Source organism: Calidithermus terrae, assembly GCF_003574345.1.
Taxonomy (GTDB): Bacteria; Deinococcota; Deinococci; order Deinococcales; family Thermaceae; genus Calidithermus; species Calidithermus chliarophilus.
The window spans coordinates 1-11,711 of record NZ_QXDL01000132.1; the positions used below are offsets into that span (position 1 = coordinate 1).

General features: G+C 71.8%; 12 protein-coding genes. All 12 read left to right on the forward strand.

The window, feature by feature from the left end:
* Positions 1 to 112 precede the first annotated feature (112 nt).
* Entirely contained in the window at positions 113 to 1,171 is a 1,059-nt protein-coding gene (locus Mterra_RS14130) for an AAA family ATPase (protein WP_119315762.1), read from the forward strand.
* Positions 1,172 to 1,186: 15 nt separating this feature from the next.
* Complete coding sequence (locus Mterra_RS14135) at positions 1,187 to 2,155, forward strand: DUF58 domain-containing protein (protein ID WP_119315763.1); 969 nt, start codon at positions 1,187 to 1,189, stop codon at positions 2,153 to 2,155.
* Positions 2,152 to 3,198 carry a VWA domain-containing protein gene (locus Mterra_RS14140; RefSeq protein ID WP_119315764.1) on the forward strand — a complete coding sequence of 349 codons (1,047 nt, stop codon included), beginning with the start codon at positions 2,152 to 2,154 and terminating at the stop codon, positions 3,196 to 3,198. Before Mterra_RS14135 ends, Mterra_RS14140 begins: the two co-directional genes overlap by 4 nt.
* Before the next feature lie 9 nt (positions 3,199 to 3,207).
* Positions 3,208 to 4,104: a vWA domain-containing protein gene (locus Mterra_RS14145; RefSeq protein ID WP_119315765.1), complete on the forward strand. Its 897-nt coding sequence runs from the start codon at positions 3,208 to 3,210 to the stop codon at positions 4,102 to 4,104.
* Positions 4,105 to 5,067, forward strand: a complete 963-nt coding sequence (locus Mterra_RS14150; RefSeq protein WP_119315766.1) for a vWA domain-containing protein — start codon at positions 4,105 to 4,107, stop codon at positions 5,065 to 5,067. It abuts the gene before it with no gap.
* A 60-nt stretch (positions 5,068 to 5,127) separates the two neighbouring features.
* Complete coding sequence (locus Mterra_RS14155) at positions 5,128 to 5,562, forward strand: hypothetical protein (RefSeq protein WP_119315767.1); 435 nt, start codon at positions 5,128 to 5,130, stop codon at positions 5,560 to 5,562.
* A gap of 173 nt (positions 5,563 to 5,735) precedes the next feature.
* The gene (locus Mterra_RS14160) at positions 5,736 to 6,848 is read left to right on the forward strand and encodes a zinc-dependent alcohol dehydrogenase (protein WP_170159675.1); all 1,113 of its coding nucleotides are present in this window, start codon (positions 5,736 to 5,738) and stop codon (positions 6,846 to 6,848) included.
* Between the two features lie 252 nt (positions 6,849 to 7,100).
* Positions 7,101 to 7,550 (forward strand): cupin domain-containing protein, encoded by a 450-nt coding sequence (locus Mterra_RS14165; RefSeq protein WP_119315769.1) that lies wholly within the window; start codon positions 7,101 to 7,103, stop codon positions 7,548 to 7,550.
* Positions 7,551 to 7,575: 25 nt separating this feature from the next.
* A complete protein-coding gene (locus tag Mterra_RS14170) occupies positions 7,576 to 8,286 on the forward strand; it encodes a GNAT family N-acetyltransferase (protein ID WP_119315770.1) in 711 nt (236 codons plus the stop codon).
* 143 nt (positions 8,287 to 8,429) lie between these two features.
* Complete coding sequence (gene cax, locus Mterra_RS14175; protein WP_119315771.1) at positions 8,430 to 9,503, forward strand: calcium/proton exchanger; 1,074 nt, start codon at positions 8,430 to 8,432, stop codon at positions 9,501 to 9,503.
* Positions 9,504 to 9,643: 140 nt separating this feature from the next.
* On the forward strand, positions 9,644 to 10,552 hold the full coding sequence (locus tag Mterra_RS14180; RefSeq protein WP_119315772.1) for an ABC transporter substrate-binding protein: 909 nt from the start codon (positions 9,644 to 9,646) through the stop codon (positions 10,550 to 10,552).
* A gap of 10 nt (positions 10,553 to 10,562) precedes the next feature.
* Positions 10,563 to 11,711 (forward strand): ABC transporter permease (locus Mterra_RS14185; protein ID WP_119315773.1); only part of this gene is annotated, 1,149 nt, incomplete at its 3' end.

Consider the following 11,711-nt stretch of genomic DNA (forward strand, 5'->3'; position numbering starts at 1 on the left):
ACCCCGGAGCCCGCTCCCTCCCAGCCGCAGCAGAACAACCGCATCTAGGTGGCCCAGGAACCGCTTGCATTGACCGCCATGCCCACCCCCGCCCGTTTCAGGAGGATTGCCCATGGATAAGCCGATCACCCCCCTCGAGCCCCAAGTCGTGCTAGACGCCTCGTCCCGGCTGCGAACCCTGCTCTTCGAGGTCAAGAAGGTCATCGTGGGGCAGGACCTGATGCTCGAGCGCATGCTGGTGGCGCTGCTGGCGCGGGGGCACATCCTCATCGAGGGCGTCCCGGGGCTGGCGAAGACGCTGGCGATCAAGACCCTGGCCGAGGCCATCGGCGCGAGCTTCAAGCGCATCCAGTTCACCCCCGACCTCGTGCCCGCCGACCTCATCGGCACCCGCATCTACAACCCCAAGGAGGGCTCGTTCGAGGTCGAGCTCGGCCCGGTCTTCGCCAACCTGATCCTAGCCGACGAGATCAACCGCGCGCCCGCCAAGATCCAGTCGGCGCTGCTGGAGGCCATGCAGGAGCGGCAGGTGACCATCGGCAAGCAGACCTACCCCCTCCCCGACCCCTTCCTGGTGCTCGCCACCCAGAACCCCATCGAGTCGGAGGGCACCTACTTCTTGCCCGAGGCCCAGGTGGACCGCTTCATGTTCAAGGTGGTGGTGGGCTACCCCGGCATGCACGAGGAGATCACCGTCGTCGAGCGGGTCTCCACCAAGTTCCCGCCCGTCGAGGTCCAGCTCACCCACCAGGAACTGCTCGACCTGCAGGCCATGACCGACCAGGTCTACGTGCACCCCCTGGTCACGGAGTACGCGGTCAACCTCGCGCGCGCCACCCGCGAGCCCGGCGAGGTGGGGCTGCCCGAGCAGCGGCGCTACATCAGCTTCGGGGCCAGCCCGCGCGCCAGCGTCAACCTGATCCTGGGGGCCAAGGCCCTCGCCATCGTGCGCGGGCGGGAGTTCGCCCTGCCCGAGGACGTGCGCGACCTGGCGCCCGAGGTGCTGCGCCACCGCATCATCCCCTCCTACGAGGCCCTGGCCGACGGGGTGCAGCTCGAGGCCCTGCTCGCCAAGCTCATCGGGGCGGTGCCGCTGCCGCGGGTCCACCTGGGCGACCCCCACCGCGACGGCCGCCCCCTGAGCCAGCCGCAGAACCCGCCCACGGCCTGATCCCGGAGGGTTGCGATGCTGCGACGCTTCCGACGCCCGCCCGCCGGGCCACCCCCCGGGGCCGAACCCCCGCCGCAGGAGGGCGCGGCCCTGCGGGTCAGGCCCCCGGCTGTCGAGCTGCTGCGGCGGCTGCAGTTCACCGTGCTGCGGCGGCTGGACGGCTTCTTGTTCGGCGACTACAGCGGGGTGTTCTACGGCCCCAGCCTCGACCTCGCCGAGGTGCGGCAGTACCAGCCCGGCGACGAGGTGCGCAAGATCGACTGGAACGTGACCGCCCGCACCGGCACCCTGCACGTGCGGCAGTACCGCGAGGAGCGCGAGATCACCGCCTGGCTGGTCGTTGACCGCTCGGCCTCGATGGACTTCGGCACCCGCCGGGTGCTCAAGAGCGAGCTGGCGATGGAGTTCGCCGCCACCGCCGCCTCCATCGTGATCCGCCACGGCGACAAGGTGGGCGCGGTGGGCCTGGGCGACGGCCGCATGCGCGTCACCCCGCCGCGCAGCGGGCGCCAGCAGGCCCTGCGCATCCTCGACTCGCTGATGGGCGTGCCCTCCCTCGAGGGCCGCCGCTCGAGCCTGGCCGAAGGGCTCGAACACCTCAGCAAGACCCTGCGGCGCCGGGCGCTGATCTTCGTGGTCTCCGACTTCCTCGACGAGCCGGCGGGCTGGGAGAGCGCCCTGCACCGCCTGGCCCAGCGCCACGAGGTCATCGCGGTGCGGGTCTACGACCCGGCCGAGCGCGAGCTGCCCAAGGTGGGCGAGCTGCGCCTGCGCGACCCCGAGAGCGGGGAGGAGGTCTGGCTCGACACCGACGACCCGCGGGTGAGGGCCGCTCACGCCGCGCTCGTGCAGAAGCGGGAGGAGGGGCTGCTGCGGGCTTTCCGGGCGGCCCAGATCGACTACCTCGAGCTCTCCACCGCCCAGGAGCTGGTGCAGCCGCTGCTGAAGTTCACCCTGCGGCGCAAGGGAAGGAGGGCGGTATGAGCTTCACCTGGCCCGCGCTGCTGTTGGCGCTGCTGCTGCTGCCCGTCACCGTCGCGGTGCTGTGGGGCCTCGAGCGCCGCCGCCAGCGCACCGCACAGGCCTTCGCCGACGCGCACCTGCTCAAGGCCGTGCTGCGGCCGGCCTCCCGCGCGCACCGCCGCTGGCCGCTGGTGCTGCAGCTCGTGGCGCTGGGCGTGCTGCTGTTCGCGGCGGCCCGGCCCGTGGCCGCCCTGCCCCTGCCGGTCAACAAGGCGGCGGTGGTGCTCGCCATCGACACCTCGCGCTCGATGCTGGCCTCCGACCTCAACCCCAACCGCCTCGAGGCCGCCCGCGCCATCGCGCTCGAGTTCCTCAGGGTGGCCCCCGCCACCACCCAGATCGGGCTCGCCAGCTTCTCCGACGTGGCCACCGTGCTCGTGCCCCCCACCACCGACCGCGAGCGGGTGCGCGAGGCCATCGCCCAGCTCAAGGTCGCGCAGAACACCTCGCTGGCCTCGGCGGTGGTGACCGGGGTGCGCATGCTGCCGGGCCGCAAGGAAGTCAAGCCCCCGCAGGAACTCACCCCCCGCATGTTCGCCGTGCCCGACGCGCCTGCGCCGTCCGGGCCCGCGCCCCAGCCCGAGAAGATGCCCCCCGGGGCCATCCTCATCATCTCCGACGGGGTCAACAACGTCAGCTCCAACCCCGAGGTCTCCGCCAGCGACGGCCTGCGGATCGCCTCCCGCTTCGCCTCGCAGTGGAAGGTCAAGGTCTACACCGTGGGCGTGGGGCGCGAGGGCGGGGCCATCATGCAGCAGGACGGCCAGAACTACTACGTGCCCTTCGAGCCGCGCACCCTGCAGGCCCTGGCCCAGGACACCGACGGCAAGTACACCTACGCCCCCAGCCAGGACGCGCTGCGCGAGGTCTTCACCGAGCTGGGCACCATCATCCGCTGGGAACCCACCCGCACCGAGGTCTCGGCCCTGCTGTCGGGGCTGGCGCTGATCCTGCTGGTGGTGGCCGGGGCGCTCAACCTGCACTGGCAGCGGCGGGTGCCCTAAGGAGGGGGCATGGGCTTCCTGGCGCCCTGGGTTCTGCTGGCCCTGCTGGGGCTCCCCCTGCTGGTGGCGCTGTACCGGCGGGGCGTGCTCGGGCAGTCGAGGGCCTTCGCGGCCTACCCCGAGGCGCAGGCCCTGCTGCCCGCCCAGGCCCACAACCCCGGCCGCCTCCACCTGCCCGCCGTGCTGTACCTGGGGGCGGTGGCGCTGGGGCTGCTGGCGCTGGCCCGCCCGACCCTGCCCCTCCCGGCCGCCGAGAACCTGGCCGGGGTGGTGCTCGCCATCGAGACCGGCTGGTCCATGCGCTCGACCGACATCGCCCCCAACCGCCTCGAGGCCACCCAGCAGGCCGCGCGGGCCCTCGTGGAGGGGCTGCCCGCCAGCATCCCCGTGGGGATCGCGGTCTTCTCGAGCTACGGCGTGCCCATGCTGCCGCTGACCCTCGAGCGCCAGCGGGTCTACGAGGCGCTGCAAAACCTCGAGCTCGGCGACGGCTACTCCTTCACCTACGGCCTCCTGGCCGCGCTCGAGGCCCTCCCCGACGCCGCCGGCGAGGGCCGGCCCGGCGTGATCGTGCTCTTCTCGCACGGCCACGACAACTCCGGCAACGACCCGCTCGAGATCGCCGCCGAGGCCGCCCGCCGGGGCATCCGCATCCACACCATCGGGGTGGGGACCCACGGCCACAATTTCGACGACGACGTGCTCAAGCAGGTCGCCGACCGCAGCGGGGGCCGCTACTACCCCATCTTCTCCGCGGCCGACCTGCGCGACGCCCACCGCGACCTGGGCAGGGTCATCGCGGTGCGGCCCCGCCCGACCGAAGTTTCCGCGCTGTTCTCCCTGGCGGCGGCCTCCCTGCTCGGCCTGAGCCTGGGGGTCGCCTTCGCGCGCAGAAGGGTGGTGTGAATGAGCCTGACCTGGCCCTGGGCGTTGTTCCTGCTGGCGTTCTTGCCGCTGTTCGTGTGGACCTACTGGCGCAGCGTGCGCCGCAGGGGCGAGACTGGGGTGCTTTACCCCCACCTGGCGCTTTTGACGCGGGCCGGTGCCGAGGGGCGGCGGTGGTCGCGCTACCTCCCGGCCCTGCTGTACCTGGCCTCGCTGGCGCTGCTGATCCTGGCGCTGGCCCGGCCCAGCCTGGCCATCCCCCGGGCCAACCCCCAGGCCGGGGTGATCCTCGCCCTCGACGTCAGCCGCTCGATGGCGGCGGGCGACGTCAAGCCCAACCGCTTCACCGCGGCCCAGAACGCGCTCAAGGCCTTCGTGCGCGAGCTGCCCGAGGGGGCGCGGGTGGGGCTGGTGATCTTCGCCCGCTACGCGCGGCTGGTGGTCCCGCTCACCAGCGAGCACCACCGGGTGATGGAGGCGGTCAACCTGCTCGAGATGGACTTCGGCACCACCATCGGCGACGGGCTGATGGAGAGCGTTCAGGCCCTGCCCAGCCTCGAGGAGCGCAAGGCCACCGGCGAGGACCCCCACAAGCTCGCCACCGTGATCCTGCTGTCCGACGGGCGCAACTACGGCGGGGTGGACCCGCTCGAGGCCGCCGCCGAGGCCGCGCGGCAGCAGGTGACCGTCCACACCATCGGGGTGGGCTCGGTCACCGAGGGGCCCATCCCGGGCATCGAGCCCCGCCTGTGGTGGGCGGCCCGCTTCGACGAGGAAACCCTGCGCTCCATCGCCCAGGCCACCGGCGGGGAGTACTACTTCGTGGACTCGGCCGGGGCGCTCAAGCAGACCTATAGCGACCTCGGCCGCTCGGTGGTGTGGGACTACCACCGCGACGAGGCCACCGGCTACGCGGTGGTGGCCGCGACGCTGTGCCTGCTGGCGAGCCTGCTGCTGAGCGAGTGGCGCCGCCGGGTGGTGTGAACCCCTCGACCCGAAGCCTTCCCCAGACCCCGGCGCCTCACCGACGCCCTCGAGGGCCCTATGCGACTGATCATCCTCACCCACTTCTGCGCCACGTGGGCCCTGGTGGGCCTGATCTGGACCCTGCAGGTCGTGAACCTGCCGCTCTTCGCCAAGGTAGGGGAGAACGCCTTCTCCTCCTACGAGGCCAACCACAGCCTGCTCCTGCCGCAGGTCATGGGCACGCTGATGTTCATCGAGCTCGTCACGGGGATCGTCCTGGTGGTCTTCCCGCCCGGCTGGGTCCCGTCGTGGGTCTTCATGCTCGGCCTCGGCCTGCTGGCGCTGATCTGGGGCTGGGGCCTGCTGGTGCAGGCCCCCCTGCAGCGCAGGCTGGCCCGCCGCTTCGACCCCCAGGCCCTGAGCCTGCTGGTGTACACCAACTGGCTGCGCACCCTGGCCTGGTCGGCGCGGGGCCTGCTGCTGGCGTGGGCCATGTTGCGCTACGCGCTGTGACCCGCCGGCCCGAGATGGAGCAATCCCGGGCTGCCGGGCCGACCCGGCGCGGCTCGAGCTTCTGAATCTCCTCACCCGGGCGAGGCGGTAAGCTAGAAAGCAGGTTTATGGTTCAGGCACCCGCTCTGCCCGCTCGAGCCGCCACGCAGCTAGCCAGCGGCAGCCGGGTCATGATGCGGGCCCTGAACTTCACCCCCTCCATCCCCCGCTACGTCTTCGCCAAGCTCCTCGACGGCCGCTACCCGGTGCGCAGCCTTCCCCTGCACCTCGTGCACCTGCCCGAGCCCACCCCGCCCCGGGGCTTCGAGCGGCTCAAGGTGCGCTTAGCAGGCGTCTGCGGCTCGGACCTCGCCCTGCTCTACGGCAAGAGCTCCCCCGCCCTTGCGCCCTTCTACTCCTTCCCGGCGGTGCTGGGCCACGAGATCCTGGCCGAGCTCGGCGGGGTGCGGGTGGTGGTCAACCCGCTCTTGACCTGCCACGAGCGCGGCCTCCCCGACTGCCCGGCCTGCGCCAAGGGCGACGACCACCGCTGCCAGAACCTCACCGAGGGCAACTTCCGCCCCGGCATCCTGGGCTACTGCTCCGACCTCCCCGGCGGCTGGAGCGAGCGCCTGGTGGCCCACCGCGAGCGGATTTTCCCGGTCGCCGAGAGCGTCCCCGACGAGCGCGCCGTGCTCACCGAGCCGCTGGCGGTGGTGGTCCACGGCGTCCAGCAGGCGCTGGCGAAGGACTGGCCCGACGAGATCCTGGTCGTCGGGGGCGGCACCATCGGGCTGCTGTCGGTGGCGGTGCTGCGGGCGCTGGGCTTCGAGGGCCCCATCCACGCGGTCGTCCGGCGCGACCACGCGGCGCAGCGGGCCCGGGCCCTCGGGGCCAACGTGACCTACCCCTCGGTGCGCGAGGCCCAGAAGGCCCAGAAGTACGTGAGCTACCGCGGCCTGCTCGGCAAGCGGGCCTGGCGGGGCGGCTTCGGCGCGGTGATCGAGGCCTCCGGCAACCCGGCTGCCCTGCAGGACTCGAGCTGGGCCGTCGCCGAGGGCGGCCGCATCCTGCTGCTGGGCTCCCCCGGCGGCGCGCTGCACGACTTCTCGCCCTACTGGTTCCGCGAGGTGCGCCTGCTGGGCAGCCACGCCTACAACTGGGACGCCTTCGCCACCGCGGTCAAGCTGCTGCCCGAGCTCGAGGGCATCGAGGCGCTGGTGGGGCAGCAGTTCGGGCTCGAGTCGTGGCCGGAGGCCATCCGGGCGGCCAAGCGCGGGGGGGCTAAGGTCGTGTTCAAGCCTTGATGGGGTTGATGGCCGATGGCTGAACGCCGGGTGCGGGTCGTGCGTCGGGTGCGGGTCGTACGTCGGGCGCGGGTCGTACGTCCTACGTCCTACGTCGTACGACGTACGCAAGACGCAAGACGCAAGACGCAAGACGCGAGACCTTGGACGCCTTGGCCCTGGACCCTCGACGCCAGCCGGGAGGGCCGGGGAGGAGTAATCACGAGCCGCTTTCCATCCCCAACCCGTGCGGGGTAGCTGGTAGATTGAGGCATGCCAGAGCGGACCAAGGGTGTCGGGGAGATCGACCGGAGCGTCGTCGAGGACCTGGGCGGGATCGCCGTGATCCGGGGCGGGGGGAAGGAGCGCGGCTGGAACGGCATTCGCTACATGCAGGGGATGTCGGCGAAGAACGTGGGGTCTACGGGGCTTTCCGTCAACGTGGCGACGGTGCCGCCGGGGGCCATCGCTTACGCGCACGTCCACGAAGGGTTCGAGGTGATGCTGTTCATCGCGCAGGGGCGGGTAAAGCACACCTTCGGCGAGGGGCTGAAGCAGGAGGTCATCAACGAGGCGGGGGACTTTATTTACATCAAGCCCGGCGTGCCTCACGAGGTGTTCAACATCGGGGACGAGCCGCTGATCGCCTTCGTGGCCCGCTCGACCGCCGACGAGTGGGACAAGATCGTCAACTACCCCTCGCAGTACCGGCCGGAGGAGTGAGGGTGTCCGAGGCCGGGGCGACGCCGTGCTCGAGGTCCGTCAGGTCACCAGCCCCCTAGACCCCGCCATCGGCAAGTTCGGGCAGCTCCAGCGGCGGGTCTACTTCGAGCCGGACATGCTGATCCCGCCCGGGGTGATCCGGGCCATGGTCGGCGTTCCGCTCGCCGCGCGCGGCAACTTTTTGGTCGTGGCCGAGGAGGGGGGCGAGGTGCTGGGCGGGACCCTCTTCCACTACATGGCCCGGCCCAACACCGGCTTCTCCAGCTTCATGGGCGTGGCCCCCGAGGCCCGGGGCCGGGGCCTCGCCCGCAGGCTGCACGAGGCCCGCTTCGCCGTGCTCGACGCGGCGGCCAAAGGCCGGGTCAACGGGGTGTTCATCGACGTGGTGGCCCCCGAGCGCATGAGCGCGGCCGAGCTCGAGGCCGAGCGGCGGGTGGGCTCCGACCCCGTGCAGCGCCGCCGGGTTTTTCAGGCCCTGGGTTTTCGGAAGGTGGACCTCCGCTACGAGCAGCCCGTGGGCGGGCCGGGCGGCGGCCCGGTCACCAACCTCGACCTGCTCTACTGCCCGCGCGAGCCCGCCGAGACCGTAGCGACGGGGCTGGTGCTGGAGACCCTGCGGGCTTACTGGACCCCTTGGCTGGGGCCTTCGCGGGCCCGCCGGGAGGTCGAAAAGCTGCGGCAGCGGGCCGGGGGCGACGTGCTGCGCCTGCTGCCGGCGGCGGGGCCGGGCGGGTAGCGCCGGCGCTCGCGAGGGCGGCTCGAGGGCTTAACCCCCCTCCTCACTCCTCGCGCGGGCCTCGCCCTTGTCTTAGGGTTTTTTCCCGGCGGGTCATACCAACGGCAGTGGGGGAGGGCTGAGGGCGGCGGTACAATACCGCCATGTTCCGCTACGGCATGCTGGGGTTCATCCCGCTGGCGGTCGCGCTGGAGGTCTTCCACGCCCCGGCGGTCTGGGTCTTCGTGGTCTCGGCGCTGGCGCTGCTGCCGCTGGCGGGCTGGATGGGGCAGGCCACCGAGGAACTCGCCGCACGGGCGGGCAGCACGGTGGGCGGGCTGCTCAACGCCACCTTCGGCAACGCCGCCGAGCTGATCATCGCCACCGTGGCGCTGCTGGCGGGCAAGATCGAGATCGTCAAGGCCAGCATCACCGGCTCGATCCTCTCCAACTTGCTGCTGGTGCTGGGGCTGTCCGTCTTCCTGGGGGGCCTGCGCTACCTGCGCCAGAACTTCAACGCCCACGCGGCCGGGCTCTCGGCCTCGCTGCTCACCCTCACGCTCATCGCCTTCATGCTGCCCACCTTCTTCGACCTCGCCGAGCGCAACTTCTTCAACGTGCCCGACCCCACCCTGCCCGACGAGCTCTTCAGCCTCGCCACGGCCGGGGTGCTGATCCTGATCTACCTCGCCAACGTCTACTTCACCCTGCGCACCCACAAAGACCTCGTCAGCGGCCTCGACGAGGCCCACCCCGAGGAACACCCGGCCACCTGGAGCGTGCCGGTGGCCGTGGGGGTGCTGGCCGCGGCCACGGTGGGGGTGGCGGTGATGGCCGAGTTCCTGGTGGGGAGCCTCGAGGCCGCCACCGAGGTGCTGGGGCTTTCGGAGTTCTTCGTGGGCATCATCCTCATCCCGCTGGTGGGCAACGCCGCCGAGCACTTCGCGGCCGTGGTCTTCGCCATGAAGAACAAGATGGATCTGGCGGTGCAGATCGCGGTGGGTTCCTCCCTCCAGATCGCGCTGCTGGTGGCCCCCATCCTGGTGCTGGTGGGCTACTTCGCCGGGCGGCCCATGGACCTCGTCTTCCACAACCCCCTCGAGCTCGCCGCCCTCGCCGCCAGCATCCTGGCGACCAACGCGGTGGTGCGCGACGGGGAGAGCAACTGGCTCGAGGGCTTCCTGCTGCTGGGCGTGTACGCCCTGCTGGGTTTCGCCTTCTTTTTCACCCCTCGCTAATGGGCGGCGTGAGAATGAGTACGTCCGACCGGCTACCGGCTGTCCACCGAGCGGTCAGTGAGTAAGCCCGCTGACATATCGCCGGGGTCGAAGTGTTATGTTACGAACCTAAGCGGTACATGAGGATTAGGAGGTTTGGGATGAAGAGTGTCTTCGCGTTGCTGATCGCCCTGGGAATGGGCCTCGCGTTAGCCCAGAAGGGCCCCATCACCGTCGGCTCCAAGATCGATACCGAGGGGGAGGTGCTGTGCCAGATGGTCAAGCTGCGGCTCGAGGCCGCCGGCTTCCGCGTCAACGACCGCTGCCGCACCGGCACCACCAACATCGTGCGCAAGGCCCTCACCTCCGGCGAGATCGACCTCTACCCCGAGTACACCGGCACCGCCCTCACGCAATTCTTCCCCGAGGCCCAGGTCGAGGCCGCCCTCACCCGCGACGCCAAGCGGGGCTTCGAGAAGGCCAAGGAGCTCGACGCCAAGAACGGCATCGTCTGGCTCAACCCGGCCCCCGCCAACAACACCTGGGCCATCGCCGTGCCCAAGGCCCTGGCCGAGAAGGAGGGCCTCAAGACCATGGCCGACTTCGCCCGCTACGTCAACGCCGGCAAGCCGGTGAAGCTCGCGGCCAGCCAGGAGTTCGTCGATCGCGACGACGCGCTCAAGGCCTTCGAGCGGGTCTACGGCTTCAAGCTCAAGCCCGAACAGCTCCTCATCCTGCCGGGCGGCGACACCACCCAGACCGAGACGGCGGCGGCCCGCGGCACCAACGGGGTCAACGCGGCCATGGCCTACGGCACCGACGGGGCCATCGCCACGCTGGGCCTGGTCGCCCTCACCGACCCCCGCGGCGCGGTCGCGGTCTACCAGCCCGCCATCACCGTGCGCAAGGCGGTGCTCGACCGCTACCCCGAGCTCGCCACCCTCATCAACCCGCTCTTCGCCACCCTCACCGAGGACGTGCTCGCCGACCTCAACGGCCAGGTGGCGCTGGGCAAGAAGGCCGCCGACGTGGCCGCGGAGTACCTCAAGCAGAAGGGCCTGATCAAGTAAGGGGGCCCGCGTGTCGCGCCCTGCTGGGCGAGCGCTCAACCCGGTGGCCTGGCTGGCTGCCGGGTTGGGCCTGCTGGCCCTGGCCCTGCCCTGGATCGCGTTCAAGCCCAACCGCCTGCTCGACGGGGCGCTCGTGCGGCCGTGGGGCCTCGAGCCCGCCCTGGCCGCGGCGATGGCCCTGGGCTGGCTGCTGCTGCCCCTCCTGCGCGGGGCCGCCTACCCGCTGCTGCTGGGGCTGCTCACGCTGGGCTGGGCCCTGCTGGCGGGCGGGGTGGCGCGGGGGGTGCTCGAGGGCCAGCCGGAGGTCGCGCGGGCCGGGCTCGCCGCAGGCTTCTGGCTGACCCTGCTCGCGCTGTACGCGGCGGCGGTGGGCACCCCCGTCCCGGCTAGGCGCTGGCTGGCCGGCACCCTCCCCGCCGCCGTGCTCGTCGCCGCGCTGGCGGGGAGCTTCTCGCCGCTGGCCCCGGTGGTCGAGGGCTCGGCCTACCGGCAGCAATTCGGCCTCGAGGCCTGGCGGCACCTGGCGATGGCCGCGAGCGCGGTGGGACAGGCTCTGCTGGTGGGCATCCCCCTGGGGGCCCTGGCCGCCCGCGACGCCCGCTTCGGCTGGGTGCTGAGCCTGACCGGCTTCCTGCAGACCATCCCCTCGCTGGCCCTCTTCGGGCTGCTGCTGCCCGTCCTGGCCCGGGTGGGGCAGGGGGTGAGCCTCGAGGCCGCCCTGGCGGTGGTCGGCGTGGGGCTGCTGCTCACCCGGCTGTTCTGGGCGGCCAGCCCCTCGCTGGGCCTGCTGGCGGCCTTCCCCGTGGGCCTGCTGGCGCTGGTGCTGGGCGGCACGCTCTTGTTCAACCTGCTGGGGCCCGAGCCGCTGCGGCTCGAGCTCTCCCAGCCCCTCGCCGCCGCCGGGGTGCGGGGGATCGGGGCGGCCCCCGCGGTGCTGGCCCTCACCCTCTACGCCCTGCTGCCGGTGGTGCTCAGCACCTACACCGGCCTGCGCGCGGTCCCCGAGGCGGCCCGCGACGCCGGGAAGGGCATGGGGATGAGCCGCCGCCAGCTCTTCTGGCGGGTGGAGCTACCCCTGGCGACCCCGCTGATCCTCGAGGGCGTCCGCGGCGCCCTGGTGCTCACCATCGGCATCACCACGGTGGCCGCGCTCATCGGG